Origin of the sequence: Pararhodobacter zhoushanensis, from assembly GCF_025949695.1 — a bacterium.
Classification (GTDB): Bacteria; Pseudomonadota; Alphaproteobacteria; order Rhodobacterales; family Rhodobacteraceae; genus Pararhodobacter; species Pararhodobacter zhoushanensis_A.
On record NZ_JAPDFL010000001.1, the window covers coordinates 3,570,437 to 3,590,539 of the forward strand.

At 67.0% G+C, this 20,103-nt stretch carries 19 protein-coding genes and 1 pseudogene; 8 read left to right on the top strand and 12 right to left on the bottom strand.

Annotation, left to right across the window (positions count from 1 at the left end; genetic code table 11):
- Positions 1-18: 18 nt before the first annotated feature.
- From trpS to OKW52_RS17720, 8 genes and pseudogenes are all read right to left on the bottom strand, one after another.
- Positions 19-1,020, bottom strand: coding sequence for a tryptophan--tRNA ligase (trpS, locus tag OKW52_RS17685; RefSeq protein ID WP_264506865.1), 1,002 nt, complete (start codon positions 1,018-1,020; stop codon positions 19-21).
- A 211-nt stretch (positions 1,021-1,231) separates the two neighbouring features.
- Positions 1,232-2,230 carry an aldo/keto reductase gene (locus OKW52_RS17690; RefSeq protein WP_264506866.1) on the bottom strand — a complete coding sequence of 333 codons (999 nt, stop codon included), beginning with the start codon at positions 2,228-2,230 and terminating at the stop codon, positions 1,232-1,234.
- Positions 2,231-2,423: 193 nt separating this feature from the next.
- The gene (locus OKW52_RS17695) at positions 2,424-3,164 is read right to left on the bottom strand and encodes a YebC/PmpR family DNA-binding transcriptional regulator (RefSeq protein ID WP_264506867.1); all 741 of its coding nucleotides are present in this window, start codon (positions 3,162-3,164) and stop codon (positions 2,424-2,426) included.
- 171 nt (positions 3,165-3,335) lie between these two features.
- Positions 3,336-3,845, bottom strand: coding sequence for a CarD family transcriptional regulator (locus tag OKW52_RS17700; protein ID WP_127105888.1), 510 nt, complete (start codon positions 3,843-3,845; stop codon positions 3,336-3,338).
- Between the two features lie 252 nt (positions 3,846-4,097).
- Positions 4,098-4,436 (bottom strand): ferredoxin FdxA, encoded by a 339-nt coding sequence (gene fdxA / locus OKW52_RS17705; RefSeq protein ID WP_264506868.1) that lies wholly within the window; start codon positions 4,434-4,436, stop codon positions 4,098-4,100.
- 113 nt (positions 4,437-4,549) lie between these two features.
- Positions 4,550-4,963, bottom strand: coding sequence for an RNA-binding S4 domain-containing protein (locus OKW52_RS17710; protein WP_264506869.1), 414 nt, complete (start codon positions 4,961-4,963; stop codon positions 4,550-4,552).
- Positions 4,960-7,934, bottom strand: a pseudogene (locus OKW52_RS17715) (helicase-related protein). Before OKW52_RS17715 ends, OKW52_RS17710 begins: the two are co-directional and overlap by 4 nt.
- A 39-nt stretch (positions 7,935-7,973) precedes the next feature.
- Positions 7,974-8,441, bottom strand: a complete 468-nt coding sequence (locus OKW52_RS17720; protein WP_264506870.1) for a tetratricopeptide repeat protein — start codon at positions 8,439-8,441, stop codon at positions 7,974-7,976.
- Positions 8,442-8,634: 193 nt separating this feature from the next.
- Here OKW52_RS17720 and OKW52_RS17725 point away from each other — a divergent pair, with 193 nt between their 5' ends.
- The gene (locus tag OKW52_RS17725) at positions 8,635-8,919 is read left to right on the top strand and encodes an SCP2 sterol-binding domain-containing protein (RefSeq protein ID WP_264506871.1); all 285 of its coding nucleotides are present in this window, start codon (positions 8,635-8,637) and stop codon (positions 8,917-8,919) included.
- A 7-nt stretch (positions 8,920-8,926) separates the two neighbouring features.
- A complete protein-coding gene (locus OKW52_RS17730) occupies positions 8,927-9,856 on the top strand; it encodes an alpha/beta fold hydrolase (protein ID WP_264506872.1) in 930 nt (309 codons plus the stop codon).
- 290 nt (positions 9,857-10,146) lie between these two features.
- On the opposite strand, the gene serS is transcribed toward OKW52_RS17730, so the two are convergent.
- On the bottom strand, positions 10,147-11,439 hold the full coding sequence (serS, locus tag OKW52_RS17735) for a serine--tRNA ligase (protein WP_264506873.1): 1,293 nt from the start codon (positions 11,437-11,439) through the stop codon (positions 10,147-10,149).
- A gap of 135 nt (positions 11,440-11,574) precedes the next feature.
- On the opposite strand from serS, the gene OKW52_RS17740 reads away from it, so the two are divergent.
- The 6 genes from OKW52_RS17740 (at position 11,575) to OKW52_RS17765 (ending at position 15,989) form a co-directional block, all read left to right on the top strand.
- Positions 11,575-12,132: an RNA polymerase sigma factor gene (locus OKW52_RS17740; protein WP_264506874.1), complete on the top strand. Its 558-nt coding sequence runs from the start codon at positions 11,575-11,577 to the stop codon at positions 12,130-12,132.
- Positions 12,119-12,466 (top strand): DUF6768 family protein, encoded by a 348-nt coding sequence (locus OKW52_RS17745; protein ID WP_264506875.1) that lies wholly within the window; start codon positions 12,119-12,121, stop codon positions 12,464-12,466. The genes OKW52_RS17740 and OKW52_RS17745 overlap by 14 nt, the downstream gene beginning before the upstream one ends.
- A 140-nt stretch (positions 12,467-12,606) precedes the next feature.
- Positions 12,607-12,897 (top strand): Asp-tRNA(Asn)/Glu-tRNA(Gln) amidotransferase subunit GatC, encoded by a 291-nt coding sequence (gene gatC / locus OKW52_RS17750; RefSeq protein WP_264506876.1) that lies wholly within the window; start codon positions 12,607-12,609, stop codon positions 12,895-12,897.
- Positions 12,894-14,378, top strand: coding sequence for an Asp-tRNA(Asn)/Glu-tRNA(Gln) amidotransferase subunit GatA (gatA, locus tag OKW52_RS17755; RefSeq protein ID WP_264506877.1), 1,485 nt, complete (start codon positions 12,894-12,896; stop codon positions 14,376-14,378). The genes gatC and gatA overlap by 4 nt, the downstream gene beginning before the upstream one ends.
- A gap of 35 nt (positions 14,379-14,413) precedes the next feature.
- On the top strand, positions 14,414-15,316 hold the full coding sequence (locus tag OKW52_RS17760) for a hypothetical protein (RefSeq protein ID WP_264506878.1): 903 nt from the start codon (positions 14,414-14,416) through the stop codon (positions 15,314-15,316).
- A gap of 1 nt (position 15,317) precedes the next feature.
- Positions 15,318-15,989, top strand: coding sequence for an N-acetylmuramoyl-L-alanine amidase (locus tag OKW52_RS17765; protein WP_264506879.1), 672 nt, complete (start codon positions 15,318-15,320; stop codon positions 15,987-15,989).
- Positions 15,990-16,195: 206 nt separating this feature from the next.
- On the opposite strand, the gene OKW52_RS17770 is transcribed toward OKW52_RS17765, so the two are convergent.
- The 3 genes from OKW52_RS17770 to OKW52_RS17780 all read right to left on the bottom strand — a co-directional run bounded on the left by OKW52_RS17770 (position 16,196) and on the right by OKW52_RS17780 (position 20,002).
- Positions 16,196-17,494 carry a DUF3422 family protein gene (locus OKW52_RS17770; protein WP_264506880.1) on the bottom strand — a complete coding sequence of 433 codons (1,299 nt, stop codon included), beginning with the start codon at positions 17,492-17,494 and terminating at the stop codon, positions 16,196-16,198.
- Positions 17,495-17,629: 135 nt separating this feature from the next.
- Positions 17,630-18,394, bottom strand: coding sequence for a TIGR01620 family protein (locus OKW52_RS17775; protein WP_264506881.1), 765 nt, complete (start codon positions 18,392-18,394; stop codon positions 17,630-17,632).
- Between the two features lie 198 nt (positions 18,395-18,592).
- Positions 18,593-20,002: a YcjX family GTP-binding protein gene (locus OKW52_RS17780; protein ID WP_264506882.1), complete on the bottom strand. Its 1,410-nt coding sequence runs from the start codon at positions 20,000-20,002 to the stop codon at positions 18,593-18,595.
- Positions 20,003-20,103 lie beyond the last annotated feature (101 nt).

Consider the following 20,103-nt stretch of genomic DNA (forward strand, 5'->3'; position numbering starts at 1 on the left):
CCGCGCCCCTGCCCCGGCTTACAACCGAAACAACCCCAACGCGTCGACCACCGCGCGGTGCGTGTCTTGCGTTCGCGCCCGCGCCATTTCGGTCCCCTGCCGGATCACGTCGAGCACATGGCCCGGATCGCGCGCGAGTTCCGCCCGCCGCGCGCGGATCGGCCCGATCAGCGCCTGCAGGACGCCGTCCAACCGCCGCTTGATCACCTCGTCGCCCAGCCCGCCGCGCTGATACTGCGCCTTGAGCGCCGCGACCCCGGTGTGATCCTCGTCAAACGCGTCAAGGTAGGTGAACACCACATTCCCCTCCACCCGCCCCGGATCGCTCACCCGCAGGTGCCCCGGATCGGTGAACATCGCCCTGACCGCCGCCGCGATCTGGTCCGGCGAGGCCGACAGCGCAATCGCATTGCCGCCCGACTTCGACATCTTCGCCTTGCCGTCGATCCCCGGCAGCCGCCCGGCCTTGGGGATCACCGCCCGCGCCTCGGGCAGCACCGACTGGCCCGCCACCGCGTTGATCCGGCGCACGATCTCGTTGGTCTGTTCGATCAGCGGTGCCTGATCCTCGCCCACCGGCACCACGGTGGCGCGAAACCCGGTGATATCCGCCGCCTGCGCGGCCGGATAACACAGGAACCCCGCCGGAATATCGCGGCCAAAGCCGCGCGCGCGGATTTCGTCCTTGATCGTCGGATTGCGCTCCAGCCGCGCAACGGTGACGAAGTTCAGATACAGCATCGACAATTCGGCCAGCGCGGGCAGATGCGATTGCAGGCAGATGGTGGATTTCGCCGGATCAATCCCCACCGCCAGATAGTCCAGCGCCACCTCCAGCACGCTGCGGCGCACCTTGTCGGGGTCATGGGCGTTGTCGGTCAGCGCCTGCGTGTCGGCCAGCAGCAGGAACTGCTCGTGGCTGTCTTGCCTCTCAAGCCGGGTTTTCAGCGAACCGGCATAGTGGCCGATGTGCAAGGGGCCGGTTGTGCGGTCGCCGGTCAGGATAACGGGTTTGGTCATGGTCTCTCCTTGGGGATAAGAGACCGCCGCCGAAGGGGGAGCACAGATGCAAAAGGCCGCCCATGGCGGCGGCCTTGTCGTGACAGGATAGGTTTCAAAACCTGTGTCGCAAGCCGCCTTGTCAGGAGGCCAGCCGCCAGGTGTTGGAAATGCGCGTTACCCGTGTCATGCGCGCAGCCCTAGCGCAGGGCCGCGCGCCGCGCAAGCGCGCTCAGCAAAAGCGCTCGGGCCCGATCCATTGCGTCACGTCATAGCGGTCGCCATGCGCCCAGCCGACCGGCAGCACCGCGTCGATACGCGCCAGCGCCTCGGCCGACAGCGTGATCTCGGCGCCGCGCAGGCATTCGGCGAAATGCGCGGTCGAGCGGGTGCCGGGGATCGGCAGGATATGCTCGCCCCGCGTCAGCAGCCACGCGTTCGCCAGCGCCGCCGCCGGCTCGCCCATCTCGGCGGCCAAAGCGCGGAAGGCGTCGGTGATCTTCAGGTTCGCCACAAGGTTCTCACCCACAAAGCGCGGGTTGCTGTGCAGAAAGGCGATGTCGCCGATCCGGTCCGGGCGCACCGGATTGTCGGTCAGCATCGACCGCCCGACCGGCGAGAACGCCACCAGCGACGTGCCCAGCTCGGCGCAGGCCTGCACCAGCCCCAGATCGGGCGCGCGGGTCTGCAGGCTGTATTCCGACTGCACCGCATCAATCGGCGTCACCGCTGCGGCACGGCGCAAGGACGCTGGCGCGATTTCCGAGAACCCGACGGCCCGCGTCTTGCCCGAGGCGCGCAGCTTCGCCAGCGTCTCGGCCACCTCTTCAATCGGGCGATCCGCTTCGCGGCGATGGACGTAGAACAGATCCACATGGTCCACGCCCAGTTTCTCAAGGCTTTTGTCCAGCTCAGCCTCAAGATGCGCAGCACTGTTGTCGATCAGCCGCTTGCCCTCGGCATCACGGCTGATCGCGGCCTTGGTGGCGATGACGAACTCACCGCGCGCGCCGGGATTCCTGGCCAGATAGCTGCCCATCCACCGCTCGGACCGGCCCATGCCATACACGTTCGAGGTGTCGAAATGTGTCACCCCCCGCTCACGCATCATATCCAGAATGGCATGCGAGGCCGCTTCATCGGTCGGCCCGTAGAAATCGGCAAAGGACATCGCCCCATAGCCGATGGCCGAAACCTCGATCCCCGACGATCCCAATTTGCGCGTCTTCATGGCAGTCTCCGCTTTGCTGTTGCCCTTTACCTGCGGCCTTGGCGACGCGGGGTCAAGCCCATGACCCCGCAGCAAGCGCCGCGTCGCGGCACCGCGCCCCATCATCTGTCGATAAATATCCTGGGGGGTGAATTTGCGCAGCAAAGAGGGGGGCAAGGCCCCCTTCTTCCAGTCCCGCGCTGTCAGAACCCGCTCAGAGCTGTTCCATCACCGCGTCCGACGCTTCGAAATTCGCGGTGACGGTCTGCACGTCATCGTCGTCTTCCAGCGCGTCGATCAGCTTCATCAGCTTCTGCATGCCGTCCAGATCCAGCTCTGTCGTGGTCTGCGGCTTCCAGACCAGCTTGGTCGACTCCGACTCGCCCAAAGCGGCCTCCAACGCGGTCGAGACCTCGTTCACGTCCTCGAATTCGCACCAGATGACGTGCTCATCGTCCGAGCTTTCGACGTCTGACGCCCCGGCGTCGATCGCCGCTTCCATCACCGCATCGACGCTGCCGATCTTGGCGGGATAGACGATCTGTCCCATCCGATCGAACATGAACCCGACCGAGCCGGTTTCACCCAGATTGCCGCCGTTCTTGGCGAAAATCGAGCGCACGTTCGACGCGGTGCGGTTGCGGTTGTCGGTCATTGTCTCGACGATCACCGCCACGCCATTGGGGCCATAGCCCTCGTAGCGGATTTCCTCATAGGCATCCGCATCGCCGCCGATGGCTTTCTTGATCGCGCGTTCGATGTTGTCCTTGGGCATCGACTGCGATTTGGCTTCCTTGACCGCCAGCCGCAGGCGCGGGTTCTTGTCGGGGTCAGGGTCGCCCATCTTGGCAGCGACGGTGATTTCCTTCGAGAACTTCGAGAACATCTTCGAGCGCGCAGCATCCTGCCGGCCCTTGCGATGCTGGATGTTGGCCCATTTTGAGTGGCCTGCCATGGTCGTCTCCGATAATCGTGATCGGGCAGGCTATAGTGCAGTCAGACGCTTGCTGGCAAGTCCGGCCTGCGATCCTCGTTATTTTGCGGCCGTTATACGGCGCGAACGCAAACACCCCGGGCTGTGCCCGGGGTGTGGAAATCAATCATCAGCCTGTAAAGCGCCGCGAAATCAGGCCGCGCGGGCTACCAGCACTTCACCGACCTGCTTGGCGGCGCCGGCTTCGTCGATGCCCGAAACGGCCGCGACTTCGCGGGTCAGGCGCTCGAGTGCGGCTTCATAAAGCTGACGCTCGGAGTATGACTGCTCGCGCTGGTCGTCGGTGCGGTGCAGGTCGCGCACGACTTCGGCGATGGCCAGCAGGTCGCCCGAGTTGATCTTTTGTTCATATTCCTGCGCGCGACGCGACCACATGGCGCGCTTGACGCGGGCTTTGCCTTTGAGCGTGGCCAGAGCCTTGGACACGATGTCGGGCGAGCTGAGCGAGCGCATACCGACGGCCGTGGCCTTGTCGGTCGGCACGCGCAGCGTCATCTTGTCCTTCTCGAACGAGATGACGAAAAGTTCGAGCTGCATCCCGGCGATTTCACGCTCTTCGATCGAGACGATCTGGCCGACCCCATGGGCCGGGTAGACAACAAACTCGTTCGGGCGGAATTCGGCCTTGCGGGTCTTGCTCATGCTGGGCTTCCTCAAGTTGGGCCGGATTTCAGCGACAGAGACACCCACGGGAAGCGTCGTTTCCCGCCGGATCAATCACTGAGGCCAAAAAAAACATCGCACAGGCGAGCAGCACTGCGGATGCCGGGCAGATCATTGTTGTGGCACTCTTGTAACACAAAAATGGCCCGAATCAAAGCACGTAATAAAACGTCCGCTGCACAGCAGCGTGACTATGGGCGCCTTCAGGCACCGCACGTGCATTCCGTTGCGTCAGCTGCCCTCGCCCGGCTTTTCCGAGAAGTATTTGGACAGCTTGTCGGCTTCACCGTCGCGATCGGACGCGTCGGGCAGTGGCTCGCGGCGCTGGGTGATCACCGGCCAGACCTCGGCATATTTGCGGTTCAGCTCGACCCAGCTTTCCAGCCCCGGCTCGGTATCCGGGCAGATCGCGTCCGCCGGGCATTCCGGCTCGCAGACGCCGCAGTCGATGCACTCATCCGGGTGGATGACGAGGAAATTTTCGCCCTCATAGAAGCAGTCGACGGGGCAGACCTCGACGCAGTCGGTGTACTTGCAGGCAATGCAGTTGTCGATCACGACATAGGTCATGGCTGATCTCGCAGTTAACTCGATGCGGACTTAACGTCCTTGGGACGATCAATCAAGGCAGGTCGGGCATGTTGCGGCAAAGCAACCGCGATCCGGCCGTTGATTGCGCGCTGTCAGCCCTCACCGCCCCGCAAAGCATCCAGCGTGCGACGTGCCTTGCCGGTGGGTCGCCCGCCCTGATCGGCGTGCGGACGGCTGGCGCGCTCGGCGGCGCGGGCGGCGATTTCCTCGGCTGTGGGGGGTGGTGTCAGGTCGTCATACAGCGCCTGCGCCTCAGGCGCCGGACCGCGCCGCAGGCCGGGGGCCAGCACCCGCACAACGCGGACCTGATGGCCCTGCGCGAAGGTCAGCACGTCGCCGTGTTTGACCGCCGTCGAGGGTTTGGCGACCGGCTGGCCATTGACCCGCATGGACCCGCCACAGGCCCCGGCGGCGAGGCTGCGCGATTTGAAGAATCGCGCGTGCCACAGCCATTTGTCCAGCCTGATCGGGCCCTCGCCTAAGCGAAGGCCCGTATCCGCGCTCACTTCTTGTCCTTCAGCCCCATCAACGCGGCGGCGAAGGGGTTGTCGGGGTCGATCTTGTCACGCTTGCGCTCGGGGCCCGAGGTAAAGCTGCGCGGCTGCTGGTTGTCGCGGCGCTGATCGCGCTCGCCGTCCCGCTTGCCACCGAACTTCCCGCCGGGCTTGCCGCCCTTGGGCCGGTCGTTCCGCTCGCCCTGAGGCTTGCCGTCACGACGCGGACGATCCCCCCGCGGGGCGTCGCCGTCACGCTTTTCGCGCGGGGCACGCTCGCCCTGCGGCGCAGCAGCATCGCGGGGCTGACCCTGCGGTGCGGCCTGATCACGGGTCTGATCGCGGCCCTGATCCCGGCGGGGACCACGGCGCGGACCATCGTTGCGGGCCGGGCGGGTACGGGGCGACCAGCGGAAGGTGTAGAACACCTCCATCTCTTCGGGCGCGACCGCCGGAGCGGCAGCTTCGGCCTCGGCGTCACCTTCAGCCACCGGCTCATCGGCGGCAGGGGCTTCAGCCTCTTCGACGATGATATGCGACGCGTCGGCTTGTGCCTTGGCTTTCGCCGCGATCTCTTCGGCGGTGGCCTCAGAGCTGGGCGCCGGGCGCTGCTTGACGCGCTCGCCGCGCTCGGCGGCATAGCCCAGACCCTGCATGAGGTCGGCGAACTGCTCCAGCGTCATGCCGGTGATCGACAGCATCTCTGCCGCTGCCTCGAACCCGGCACGGGCGTCGCGGGTGCGCACCAGATCGGCCAGACGTTCCAGCATGTCGATGCGGATCGCGCGCGACCCGGCAGGCCGATAGCCCGACAGGGTGTAATGCTCGACCGGCACATCGGGGATGTTGGGGATCGTCACCAGACCCGGAGGCGGGCTTTCGGGGAAGGTATCCAGACCCTGTGCCAGCGACCACAGAACCAGCCGCAGGCGGGTCGGTGCGGGTTTCAGCAGCGCGGGCAGGAAGATGGTGAACTGACCGAAGCGCACGCCGTGCTTGCGCAGCATCCCGCGCGATTCCTGATCCAGCGCCTTCACGTCCTCGGCCACGCCGTCGCGCGGCAGGACGCCCAAGCTTTCGACCAGCCGGAACGCAAAGCCGCGTGCCATGCCCGACAGCGTCTCATCGCGCTGCAGGTTCGACAGCGGCTCGAACAAGGCAGAGACCTTGCGGTCGATGAAATGCTGCAACCGGCGACGCACCTTGTCGGCGACATCGGTCCCTGCTTCGTCATCGACGAACGCCACGACTTGCGGGCGCAGCGGGTCCGAACCCGCGACCAGCTTGCCCACCGCTTCAGAGCCCCACATCAGGCCACCCTGCTCGGTGAAGTCCATCTCGGTATCGGGCGCGTTATAGAACTTGTCCGCGCGCAGATTGAACGCCGGGGCGAGAGCCGCCACAGCGGCCTGGCGCAACGTGCGCGCCTCTTCGGTGGACTCCGTCTTGTCCTGACGGAACCGGAATCCTTCAAGACGGCCGATGAACTCGCCCTCGACCGTCACTTCGCCCTTGTCATTCACCTCGGCCACAAGGCTCTCCTTCTGGTTCAACCGCCGCAACAACACACTGGTGCGCCGGTCAACAAATGCTGCGGTCAGACGCGCGTGCAGCGCATCTGACAGCCGGTCTTCTACAGCGCGAGTCTCGCCGCGCCAATGGCTTTCGTCATCAACCCATCCCGCACGCTGTGCAACATAGGTCCACGTCCGGATAAAGGCCAATCTTCGCGACAAGGTATCAATGTCGCCTTCGACCCGGTCGATCCCCTTGATCGCCCGCGCCAGCCAGTCGGTCGGTATGCGCCCGCCGTCATGCACGAACTCGAAGAGCCGCGCCAGAAGGCTGGTGTGCTCAGTATGCGAGATTCGCGGAAATCGGGAATACGGCAAATGTCCCACAGCAGGCGAACGTCCTTGGCATGGCGGATGCGTGCCGAAACCTCTGGCATCGCCGCCAAGGTTTTCAGCGCCATGAGATCGTCTGCCTCACGCACGCGGGTCAGCCATTCGTCCTGCGTGTGTTGCTCAAGGCTGCTGATCAGCCGGTCCGCCGTGCCGAACTCCAGCCGCGTATTGCGCCAGTGGAGTTTGCGGATCGGCAAGAAACGGTGTGTCTCGATCGCCTCAACAACCTCAGGATGCAAGGGCCGCGCCTCGCCGGTCACGCCAAAACTGCCCTCGGCCGTGTGGCGCCCGGCCCGCCCGGCGATCTGCGCCAGCTCGTCAGGGTTCAGCTGCCGCATCCGCCGCCCGTCGAATTTCGACGTGCCGGCAAAGGCGACATGGCGGATGTCGAGGTTCAGCCCCATGCCAATCGCATCGGTCGCCACCAGATAATCCACATCGCCGTTCTGATAGAGATCCACCTGCGCGTTGCGCGTCCGGGGGCTGAGCGCGCCCATGACGATGGCGCAACCGCCCTTCTGGCGGCGGATCAGCTCGGCGATGGCATAGACGTTTTCCACCGAAAACGCGACGATGGCAGACCGGGCGGGCATCCGGGCGATTTTCTTCGACCCCGAATAGGTCAGCGTCGACAACCGCTCGCGCCGCACGAATTGCGCCCCCGGCACCAGCGCGGCAATCGCCCCGCGCATGGTGTCCGAACCCAGAAACAGCGTCTCCAGCAACCCGCGCGCGTTCAGCAGCCGGTCCGTGAACACATGCCCCCGGTCCGGATCAGCGCAGAGCTGAATCTCGTCGATGGCGATGAAATCCGCACCGATTTCCAGCGGCATCGCCTCGGTCGTGCAGACCCAGTACTGGGTGCGCTCGGGCACGATGCGCTCTTCGCCGGTGACCAGCGCCACCACCGAGGGGCCGCGCAGCGCCACGATGCGGTCATAAACCTCGCGCGCCAGAAGGCGCAGCGGCAGGCCGATGACGCCGGTGCGGTGGCCCAGCATTCTCTCGATGGCGTAATGGGTCTTGCCGGTGTTGGTGGGTCCCAATACCGCAGTCACCCGGCCCTTGCTGTTCATACGGAAATGCCTCTGCGGCGGTTGCCTGCGCCCGACGACCTAAAGCGCCTGCCCGGCCGAGGCAAGCGCGAGCCGCGCAACAGCGTCAATCACGCTCTGCTGGTGCGGGTTGACGGCGAGAGAGGCCTCATAGGCAGCCAGCGCATCCTCGGGCCGCTCGAGTGATTCGAGAATCATCGCAAGCCCGGCCAGTGCGCCGAAGTGATGCGGATTGAGCCGCAGCACCTGCTCGATATCCGCCAGCGATTGCCCCATCCGGTTGGCAAGGAAATACGCCGTCGCGCGGCCATTCCACGCCTCGGCAAAGGCGGGGTCATAGTCGATCACGGCGCTGAAATGGTCGATCGCTTCAGTGGCCTGCCCGGCCTGCAAGGCAGTCTGGCCGCGCTGGAACAGATAATCGATGGTCGCCGAGCCCGATTGCGCCCATTCGCGCAGGATCTGACGCTCGATGCGCATCCAGCCTTCTTCGTCGGGATCGGCCAGTTGCTCCAGCAAAACCGTCATCTCGGTGCGATCTTGTTCTGCGAAAACCGGCCACGCCAACGCGATTGACGTTAACGTAAAGGTTGCCGCCACGACAGGATTGAGGAAGGAGAGCCGCTGCTTCATACTGGCCAGAATAGCGCACCCTCGGCAAAAGGCGAGGGGTCCCGGACAGCCCGTCCCTACCCACCGATCACGATCAGGATACGAACACATGAGCGACATCATCGAAAAAGCCGTCGAGGCCCTGTCCGCCAAGGTCTCCAGCTTTGACGGCTCGGCGAAATTCGTCATCGCGGACGAAGGCTCGATCATTCTGGACAACGCCGGTGTGCGCGCCGGGGATGACGAAACCGACGTGACGCTGACCGCCTCGGCCGAGACGTTCGAGGGCATGATGAACGGCGACGTCAACCCGACGATGGCCTTCATGCAGGGCAAGCTGAAGATCGACGGCTCGATGAGCGACGCGATGAAGCTGGCCTCGGTTCTGGGCTGAGATTGCCATGGCCGGCCTGACCCCCGCGCCGCTGGCCGAGTGCGGCGCCCCTGACACCGGGCGCGCGTATTGGGTGACGGCGGCGGACGGGGTGCAGATCCGGCTGGCGCATTGGCCCGGCGCGCGGCATGTGCTGATCCTGCCGGGCCGCACGGAATACATCGAGAAATACGGCGAACTGGTGCGCGATCTGGGCGCGGCGGGCTGGGGCGCGCTGGTCGTTGACTGGCGCGGTCAGGGGCTGGCCGACCGGGCGCTCAGTGACCCGCTGTGCGGCCATGTCAGCGACTTCGCCGAGTTCCAGCGCGATCTCGACGCAGTGCTGGCGGTGGCCAAGACGCTGGCGCCCGGTCCCCTGCCCTGGATCGCGCATTCCATGGGTGGTTGCATCGCCCTGCGCGGGCTGATGCGCGGCAAGACCCCGGCCGCCGTGGCCTTCAGCGCACCGATGCTGGGGCTGCCCCTGCCCCCGGTGCAAGCTGCCCTGCTGCGCCTCGTGACACCCCTCGCGCGCTTGGTCGGGGCCGACGGCGGCTATGCCCCGACCACCGGCCCGACCTACGGCCTGACGAGCATGGGTTTTGGCGAAAACAACCTGACCACCGACCGCGCCCAGTTCGACCGCATGAAGGCGCAGGTTCTGGGGGATGCGCGGCTCAGTCTCGGCGGGCCATCGCTGCGCTGGATGGGCGCCGCGCTAAAGGAAATTGCGGCGCTCGCTCCGCTACCCGCCCCTGCGGTGCCCGCCCTCTTTGGCTTGGGCAGCGACGACACCATCGTCGCCCACCCGGCGATCCGCGCGCGGGTCACGGGATGGCCCGACGCTGCGTTGATCGACTACCCCGGCGCCAGGCATGAGTTGCTGATGGAACGCCCAGAGGTCCGCGACGACTTCCTCGCCCGGATCCTGACGCTGTTCGCGCGGCACGGGGGTTAAGAAGGGGGGCCTCGGCCCCCTCTTCAGCTAAAGCCGAATTCACCCCCGAGGATACTTGAAGACAGAAAATGCAGGCGCGCGTTAACCTTAACGCAAGGTTTCATGCCGAGATTGGTGGAGCGGTACAGGCAGGGATGCCGATGACCGTGACAGGAAATGGCACCCCGCACCGACAGGCGCGGGGTGTTATCATTTTCTGTCTGAAAATATCCTCGGGGGATCCCAAAGGGGGTGGAAAACCCCCTTTGGGCAGGGGGTGCGGGGGGCGGCAGCCCCCCGCCCTGCTCCGCTTAAGCCAGCGCCCCCTCAGGCGTGATTCGCGTCTTGCCGCCCAGCCACGGATGCAGTGCAGCGGGCAGCGTGACCGAGCCGTCGGCCTGCTGGCCATTCTCCAGCACCGCGATCAGGCAGCGCCCGACGGCCAGCCCCGACCCGTTCAGCGTCGCCAGAAACTCGGGCTTGCCGCCACCCTCAGGCCGGAAGCGGCCGTTCATGCGGCGGGCCTGAAACTGGCCGCAGGTCGAGCACGAGGAAATCTCGCGGTAAGTGTTCTGCCCCGGCAACCACACTTCGATGTCATGGGTTTTCTGGCTGCCAAAGCCCATGTCGCCGGTACAGAGCACCACCGTGCGATAGGGCAGTTCCAGCTTTTCCAGAATCGCCTGGGCGCAGGCCGTCATGCGCTCGTGCTCGGCCAGCGCCTGATCGGGATGGCACAGGGTGACCATCTCGACTTTCTCGAACTGGTGCTGGCGCAGGATGCCCGTGGTGTCCTTGCCCGCCGAGCCTGCCTCGGAGCGGAAGCAATGGGTATGCGCGGTCATGCGCACCGGCAGCGCGGCACCATCGAGGATCTCGCCGGCGGCGAAGTTGGTCATGGTGACCTCGGACGTCGGGATCAGCCACCAGCCGTTGGTCGTTTCGTAGCTGTCCTCGGCGAATTTGGGCAGGTTCCCGGTGCCGTACATCGCCTCGGGTTTGACCAGAACCGGGGTCCAACATTCCAAGAGGTCATGCTCGGTCGTGTGCGTATCGATCATGAACTGCGCCAACGCCCGGTGGACGCGGGCCACGGCCCCCTTGAGCACCATGAAGCGAGAGCCAGACAGTTTCGCCGCCGTCGCCAGATCAAGCCCGGGCTTCACGCCCGCGATGTCGAAATGCTCGACCGGTGCGAAATCCAGCGCGCGCGGGGTGCCCCAGCGGCGGATCTCAACGTTGTCGGCCTCGTCCTTGCCGTCCGGCACACCGTCCAGCGGCAGGTTCGGGATGACCTCGAGCGCGGCGGTCAGCCTGACGTCTTCCTCGCCCGCTTCGACGCCCAGCCGCGCGATCTCGGCCTTTTTCTCGGCCACCAGCGCGCGCAGGCGCTCGAATTCGGCGTCATCGCCCTTGGCCTTGGCCGCGCCGACTTCCTTGGAGGCCCGGTTCTGCTCGGCCTGCGCGGTTTCGGCGGCCAGGATCTTTGCCCGGCGCGCTTCGTCCAGGGCCAACAGCCCGGCCGAGAGCGGTGCCAGACCCCGGCGGGCCAGGGCGGCGTCAAAGGCTTGCGGGTTCTCGCGGATGGCGCGGATGTCGTGCATGGTCGTCCTCAGGTCTGGATCGCGCCATGATATGCACCAAAGCGCCGCGCGGGAAAAGACCGAGGTTTCTTTGCACGGTCCGTGAACCGAACCGGCTGGCCGAGGCACTCTATAGCGACCCCAAGGATGGACCGCATGTCGCAGGAAAAACGCAAAGCCCTGATCGCCTATCACGCCGCCGGAGCGCGGCTGGGGCGCGCCGGTGACTTCGCGGCCCTGGTGCGGCTGTGCGATCCGGTGCTGCGCGCCCACGCGCGGCGGCTGTGTGATGATGCCGAGACGGCGCGCGACATCGTGCAGGACGCGTGGATCGCCCTTGCCCGCGCCCTGCCCGGTCTGCGCGACGAGGGCGCGTTCCTCGCCTTTGCGCTGCGCATCGTGACGCGGACGGCGGCGCGGGACCTGCGGCGCAAGCTCAGGCGGCGACAGGCCGATGACGGCTTCGCGCAGGCGCAACCCGTTGACACCGCAGGCCCCGATGGGGCGGTCGAAACCGGTGCCTTGCAGGCGGCAATCGCCGCGCTGCCCCCGCATCAGCGCGCGGCGCTGGCGCTGTTTTACCTTGAAGGGCTAAGCGTCGCTGACGTCGCCCAAGCCCTCGATATCCCGCCGGGCACCGTCAAGACCCGGCTCATGCATGCCCGCGCCCGGCTGAGGGCGGTGTTGGAAGGAGACGACGATGGACAATCTTGACCGAATGATCGCCGAGGCGCTGGCCGACGACGACACCGCCCCCGTAGACCCCGGCTATTTCGCGCTGGTCTTCAGCATCTTCGGGGGCCGCACCGGCTGGACCACTTGGGTGGTGATGGTCGTGCAGGTGGTGATGTTTATTGCCGCCGTCTGGGCCGGCTGGCATTTTTACACCGCGACCGAAGCCGTGGCCGCGCTCAAATGGGGTCTCAGTGCCGCGACACTGGCGATCGTTGCGACGCAGCTGAAAATGGCGCTGATGCCGGTGATGCAGGCAAACCGCGTGCTGCTGGCGCTGCGGCGGCTGGAACTGCGGCTGGCGCAAGGTCGCTGAGCGCCCATGAAGCGTAGCCAGCGCGCCTCGCCGCCGCGCTTTCGCACCGCCTGGCCCTGAAACAAACCGCATGCGCACCCACGCGCTTGCACCCCGCGCCCGGCGCGGCTAAACCGGCCCCGTTCCTGCCGGAGAAACCCATGTCCACCATCGACATCGAGACCGCGCGCCGCGTGGCGAAACTCGCCCGCATTCGTGTGCCCGAAGAGAACCTGCCGCAGCTGGCCGACCAGCTGTCCGGCATCCTGTCTTTCATGGAGCAGCTCAACGAGGTTGACGTCGACGGCATCGAACCGATGACCTCGGTCACGCCGATGCGCCTGAAGCGGCGTCAGGACGTCGTGACCGACGGCAACATGCAGGCCAAGATCCTGTCGAATGCTCCCGATGCCCGCGAGGGTTTCTTTGCCGTGCCGAAGGTGGTGGAATGACCCTCAATACCCTGACCATCGCCGAAGCCCGCGACCGTCTGCGCCGCCGCGAGGTCACCTCGGTCGAGCTGACGCAGGCCTGCCTGAGCGCCATCGACGGCGCCGGGGCGCTGAACGCCTTTGTCCACCACACGCCCGACATCGCGCTGGAACGCGCCGCCGCCGCTGATGCGCGGCTGCAAGCCGGTGACGCCCCTGCCATGTGCGGCATCCCGGTCGGCATCAAGGATCTGTTCTGCACGGCGGGCGTGCCCTCGCAAGCGGCGTCGAACATCCTCAAGGGCTTTGTGCCCGAGTATGAATCGACCGTCTCGGGCCAGCTGCGCGACGCGGGCGCGGTGATGCTGGGCAAGCTGAACATGGACGAATTCGCCATGGGCTCGTCCAACGAATCCTCAAGCTACGGCGCGGCGGTCAACCCGTGGCGGCGCGGCGATGATGCCACCCCGCTCACCCCCGGTGGCTCGTCGGGCGGCTCGGCGGCGGCGGTGGCGGCTGACCTGTGCCTTGGCGCGACCGGCACCGACACGGGCGGCTCGATCCGCCAACCCGCCGCCTTCACCGGCACCGTCGGCATCAAGCCGACCTATGGCCGCTGCTCGCGCTGGGGTGTGGTCGCCTTCGCCTCGTCGCTGGATCAGGCCGGGCCCATGACCAAAACCGTGCGCGACGCCGCGATCATGCTGGGCGCGATGGCGGGCCATGACGCCAAGGATTCCACCAGCGCCGATATCGCCGTGCCCGATTTCGAGGCCGCGCTGACCGGCGACATCCGTGGCCAGACCATCGGCATTCCGCGTGAATACCGCATGGATGGCATGCCGACCGAGATCGCCAGGCTCTGGGACGACGGCACCGCGATGCTCAAGGACGCGGGTGCCCGGATCGTCGACATCTCGCTGCCGCACACCAAATACGCCCTGCCCGCCTATTACGTCATCGCCCCGGCCGAAGCTTCGTCGAACCTCGCGCGCTACGACGGCGTGCGCTATGGCCACCGCGCCACGCTGGCAGCAGGCGACGGCATCACCGAGATGTATGAAAAGACCCGCGCCGAGGGCTTCGGCCCCGAGGTGCAACGCCGCATCATGGTCGGCACCTATGTGCTGTCCGCGGGCTTCTATGACGCCTATTACAACCGCGCGCGCCGCGTCCGCGCGCTGATCAAGCGCGACTTTGACGAGGCCTTCGCGGCTGGCGTGGATTGCATCCTGACCCCGGCCACCCCCTCGGCCGCCTTTGGCTTGGGCGAAATGGCCGATGCGGACCCGGTCGCGATGTACCTCAACGATGTGTTCACCGTGACCGTGAACCTCGCCGGTCTGCCCGGTATCGCACTGCCAACGGGTCTGGACACGCGCGGGTTGCCGCTGGGCCTGCAGCTGATCGGCAAGCCCTGGGGTGAGGCCGACTTGCTCAACACCGCGCATGTTCTTGAGTCCGCTGCCGGATTTGTTTCCAAACCCGGAAAATGGTGGTAATCTGCTCAAAAAAGAAGAACCGAGCAGAGGCAGATATGCGGATTTTGGCACTGGCAGGCCCTTTGGCCCTGCTGGGTCTGGCGGGTTGCTCCGCTGGCCCTGACACCTATGCGACCATGACCAACGGCGTCGGATTCGGCAATTACCAACGGTATCTGCACGAGCGCGAGTCCGCCCGCAGCAGTGCCGCGCCCTATTCCGTCCCGCCCGAGGTGGCACAGCCCGCGATCCTGCCGCCAAGCGCCATGCCGTCCGCCGCGCCGTCGACGCTCGACGCCGTGCCCCAGCGCCCGCGTCCGGTGCAAACGGCGGCGGCGCCCTTCGGCCAACCGGCCCCCACCGCCGCGCCGATCAACACGCAGACCCTCGCCCCTGTCGCCGCCGCTCCCTTGGTCGCTCCCTTGGCCGCGCCGGTGCAGACCGCCGCGCTGCAACCGGCACAGCAACCCGCGCCCCAACCGCAAGACGCCGCGCTCCGCACGGTTCACACCGGCGCCGGCTTCGGCACCACCCCGGCCTTTGAAGCGGGCGAGACCACCCGCCCCGGCGTGTCGAACGAGCAGAGCTTCGAGGCCGTCTCGGCCCGCGAAACCATTGCCAGTGACCGCGAACGTCTGGCGCGCCAGCGCGCTCAGTATCAGGTGATCGAGGTCAGTTCGGTCCCCGCCCCCTCTGAGCACGGCGGCCCCAATATCGTCGCCTATGCACTCAGCGTCTCGCACGCGCCGGGGACAGAAGTTTACCGCCGGATCAATCCCTTGCGTTGGTCGCGCTGGGAAAATGCCTGTCTGCAGTACCGCAATCAGGATGCCGCGCAATCCGCCTTCCTTGCCGAGGGCGGCCCCGAGCGCGACCGCAACAACCTCGACCCCGATGGCGATGGCTACGCCTGCTGGTGGGACCCCACCCCGCTGCGCCAGGCCCTCGCCAGCCGCTGAGATGCCATCCGCTGAGCCGATCGCGTATCCCTCGCCGAATTTCGGGCCGCGCCGAAACGGGTTGCGGCCCGACCTCGTCGTGATCCACTTCACCGAAATGCGCTCGGCACAAGCGGCGCTGGATCGGCTCTGCGATCCTTCGGCCGAGGTTTCGGCGCATTACCTGATCGGGCGCAACGGGCAGCTTTGGCAGTTGGTGGACGAACCCTTGCGCGCCTGGCACGCGGGCGCGGGCGCATGGCAGGGGCGCGAGGATGTGAACTCGCGCTCCATCGGCATCGAGCTGGACAATGACGGCCAGACCCCCTTCTCCGCGCCGCTGATGGCGCGGCTCGAGGCGCTTCTGCCCGGCATCCTTGCCCGCTGGTCCATCCCGCCCTCGGGCGTGATTGCCCATTCCGACATGGCCCCTGCCCGCAAGATCGACCCCGGCCCGCGCTTCGACTGGCAACGCCTTGCCCGGCAACGACTTGCGCTCTGGCCCGATACAGCGGGTGACCCGGATGTCGCGCTGAAAACATCCCTCGACGCAATCGGCTACCCTGATGTGGCCCCCGATCTGCGCCTCGCAGCCTTCCGCCTGCGCTTCCGTGCCAACCATCAAGGCCCCGAAGACACCACGGACCGATCCCGTGCCAGCGCCGTCGCAGACGCTCTTATGTTGGAAAAGTGATATTTTCTGGCCTGAAGGCACCCTTTTCCTTCGGTTCAATATCGGAAAAGGAATGCCTGACCTTATCCAACTTTATGCTGGAAATATCCCGGGGGGACGCGCGCAGCGCGGTGGGGGGCAGCGCCCCCAAGCAGGGCGCAAGCCCTGCGCAAAGCAGGCGGGGGCGCGGCGGGGCCTTGCGCCCCGCCGCGCCCCCGCCACCCCCTTCAATGCAACCGGGCCCGGATCCGCCGCAGCGCAAGCCAGACAGCCCCCACGACCAGCGGCGTCAGGATCGCGGCCACGCCGGTCTTGTGCAGCCCCACCGGCTCGGCCAGGGGCAGCACCACATTGGCCAGCAACCCCACCGCGTAATAGCTGATCGCCACCACCGACAGCCCCTCGACGGTGTGCTGCAGCCGCAGTTGCAGATCCGCCCGCCGGTCCATGCTCTGCAGCAACGCCTGGCTCTGCGCCGAGCGCGCCACCTCCACCTGCGTCGACAACAGCCGCCCGGCGCGCATCGCACGGTCGGACAGCAGCGCCAGCCGGCTCTCCGCCGCCTTCACCGTCCGCATCGCCGGATCCCAGCGGCGCCGCATGAATTCCGCCAGCGTCTGCCGCCCGTCAAACCGCGTCTCGCGCAGCACCCCGATGCGGTCATGCACGATCGCCTCGTAGGCCCGCGTCGCCCCGAACCGGAAGGACGAGGCCATCTCAAGCCGCTCCAGCTTGGCCGAGACCCCCATCAACCCGTCCAGCACCGAGTCCGCCCTGCTTGCCCCGCCGCCCATCTCGGCCTGAAGCTCGGACAGTCGCCGTTCCAGCACCGCCATCTCGCCGCTCACCTGCCGCGCCCGCGCAAGGCCAAGCATCGACATCGCCCGGTACATCTCGATTTCGCACAGCCGCTGCACCACCCGCCCGACGCGCTGTGCGCCGGTCCCGGGCCGCGCGAAGATCGCCATGCGCACATGCCCCGCCGGATCAATGCGGAAGTCCGAGGCAACGATGGCCGCCTCGTCCAGCACAAAAGCCACCGCCAGACTTTCCCCGACGAACCAGTCGTCCAGCTTGCGGCGCAGCGCGGCCAGATCGCACGCCGCCCCGCTGAGCGGCATTTCCTCGATCCGAAACAGGATCGACGTCACGCGGACCCCCGGCGCCTTGTCCAGCCAGTCGGCGGGAAACACATCGAAGGCCGCCGGGTCAAACGGCCGGTCGCTCACCCTGTCCGAAAAGCCGACCCAGGTGGTGAACTCGGTGTGGTTTTCCCATTTCACCCCGTGCCGCCCGGCCTGCGTTGCATGATGCGTCGCCTCCGGAGCCGGATGCGCAGCGCCATGCCGGTCGAGCAGGTCCAGCAGATGCGCGCGGTCCGCCTCCCGGTCCCGCGCCGCTGCGTCCTGTGCCGGTTTCAGCGCCAGAAACACCGCCGTGGCGGGCACCGGGATGACCGGCGACGGGCGGGCATGCAGCTCGTTGGTCAGCGCGTAGCGCAGCGGGTGGTCCTGGATCGGGGGCATGGCAGATCGCTGTCTCGCAAGGGATTTTGGCCACTAAGGACCATCCCCGGGTGCAAGAAAAGCGTCACAAACGCCGCATCGGCTCTCAGGCGCGGTGTGCGACAGTATCCTTGCAAACGCGCAACAAGTCCCGGCCTATCCGCGATCAAACAGCCCTTTGAGCGCCGTCGCCGTCACCACGCTGACCGAGGGCTTGCGCCCCATGCGGAACGGCAGCGGACGGCACAGCTCCATCGCCGCCAGCCCGACGCGCGCCGTCAGCGCGCCGTTCACCACCCCCTCGCCAAAGCGGCGCGAGAGTTTGGACAAAAGCCCACCCCCGGCGACCGAGCCGATCAGGTCATCGCCCACCGCCACCACGCCCGTCGCCATCAGATGCACCGCGACCGAGCGCGCCAGCCGCCAGTTGCCAAAGGCACCGGGCCTGCCGCCATAGATCTCGGCAATCCGCCGGATCATGCGCAGATTGGCGGTCAGCGCCGCCGCGACATCGGCAAAGGCCAGCGGGATCAACGCCGTCGCCATCGCCACCTGCCGCGCCGCGCTCTGGATTTCCATCTGCGCGCGGGCATCCAGCCCGATGAGCAGATGCGCCTCGGCCCCCTCAATCACCGCCTCGGCATCGAGCGCCTCAAGCGTCGGGTCTGCCGCGTTGTAGAGGCCCGCCACCGAGGCCGCCACCGCCCGTGCCTCGGCCAGATCGCCGCTGCCCAGCGCCAGCTCCGCCCGGCCGCGCAGCGCGTCCAGTCGCTTCACGCGCCGATAGCCCAGCGCCTCGCGCCCGGCCCACAGGACCAGCGCCAGCAGCAGCACCGCCGACAAAACGGCAGCCAGCCAGCCCAGCACCGGCACCCGCTCGACCAGCCGCGCCGCAAAATCATAGGCCGCGACGCCCAGCACCAGCGAGACCAGCGCCGACCCCGCCCAAAGCGCCCAGCGCCCCGGCCCCGAGCCACCCCCCGCGCCATCCCAGCCACCGCCATCTGCATGGCGTGACCGTCGGGCGCGTCAATCTCGGGGGCCGCGCCGACATCGACAGGCGGCTCGCTGGCGTCGAGTTCGATCAGGATCGGTCGGTGGTCGCTCATCTCTGCCTCCTCAGACCAGCTTGTCGCCGATCAGGAATTCCGCCGCCGAATCCAGCCGGATATGCGGCAGCCCCATGCCCGGCGACCGGCTCAGCACCGGCGGCGCGAAATGCATCACGCCGTAATCGCCCTGCAGCCATTTCTGCGCGCCTTCGCGGGCCGGAGCCAGCAGCCGCGCTGGGTCTTCGGGCAGCATCCCGGCATTGACCGCCGCCTGCCGTCCGTCGATCAGCCGCCCGCGCACGGTGTCGATCTCCTGCCCACCATGGCTGCGCGTTTCCTCGACCGTGGCGCGCAGGGCGGCGATGGACATCGCCACCGTTTCCGCGCCCGAGAACCGCGCCCGGTCGCGCGCCTCGCGCAGCATCGCCTCGGCCAGCGCGGTCAGGCGGGGGTGCTGGCTGTGGTGCAGATGGTCGGCCTTGGTCGCGGCGAAGAGGATCTTCTCGACGCGCTTGCCCCTGAGCAGGGATGAGAAGAACCCATTGGCACCCGGCCTGAAACTCGCCAGCACCTCGGCCATCGCGCGGCGCTGATCTTCCAGCGCCATCGGGCCGCGGTGGACCGCCTCCAGCACGTCGATCAGCACCACCTGCCGGTCGATACGGGCGAAATGCGTCTCAAAGAACGGGCGGATCACCTGCGTCTTGTAGCCCTCGAACCGCCGCGCCATCTCACGCCACAGGCTGCCGCGCTTGCCCTCGGCCCCCGGAAGCGGGGCGAAGGTCAGCACCGGCGAGCCCGCCAGATCGCCGGGCAGCAGGAACCGGCCCGGCGTGCAGTCGGACCAGCCATTCTCGCGCGCTTGGGTCAGATAGCCGGTGAACAGCCGCGCCAGTTCCTGCGCCTGGCTCTCATCGTGCCTCGCTTGTGCATCGACGCCGTCCAGCGCCGCCCGGAACGCCGACGCCTCAGCGCGCAGCGGCAGACGGGCCAGCACCTCGGCCGACCAGTCGGCATAGCTCTTGCCCATCAGACCCAGATCGAGCAGCCATTCGCCGGGATAATCGACGATATCCAGATGCAGCTTGCGGGGGCCGCCAAGGCCGCCCAACAGCCCGGTACGATCCAGCCGGAACGACAGGCGCAGTTCGCTGACCGCCCGCGTCCCATCCGGCCAGCGCGGGCTGTCGCCGGTGAGCGAGGCCAGATGCGCCTCATAGTCGAACCGCGGCAGGGTCATGTCGGGCTGCGGCTGAAGGTAAGCACCCCGGATCAAGCCGCGCTGCACGGCGCGCAGCCGCTGCATGCGGCCCGGTTCCATCAGGTTATGCACCAGCGCCGAGATGAACACGGTCTTTCCCGCCCGGCTCAGGCCGGTCACGCCCAGCCGCAGCACGGGCTCGAAGAACGCCTCGGACACCGTGTCACCCACGGTCTCGATGGATTGGGCGATCCGTCCGGCGATGGCGTTGATCAAAGGGCAGGCTCCGGGGTTGTGTCGGTCACACAATAGGCATCGCAGAGGCGGTTTTGAAGGGCACCCCCTTGCCGAGCCGCGCAACTGACCGTTAGGTGCAG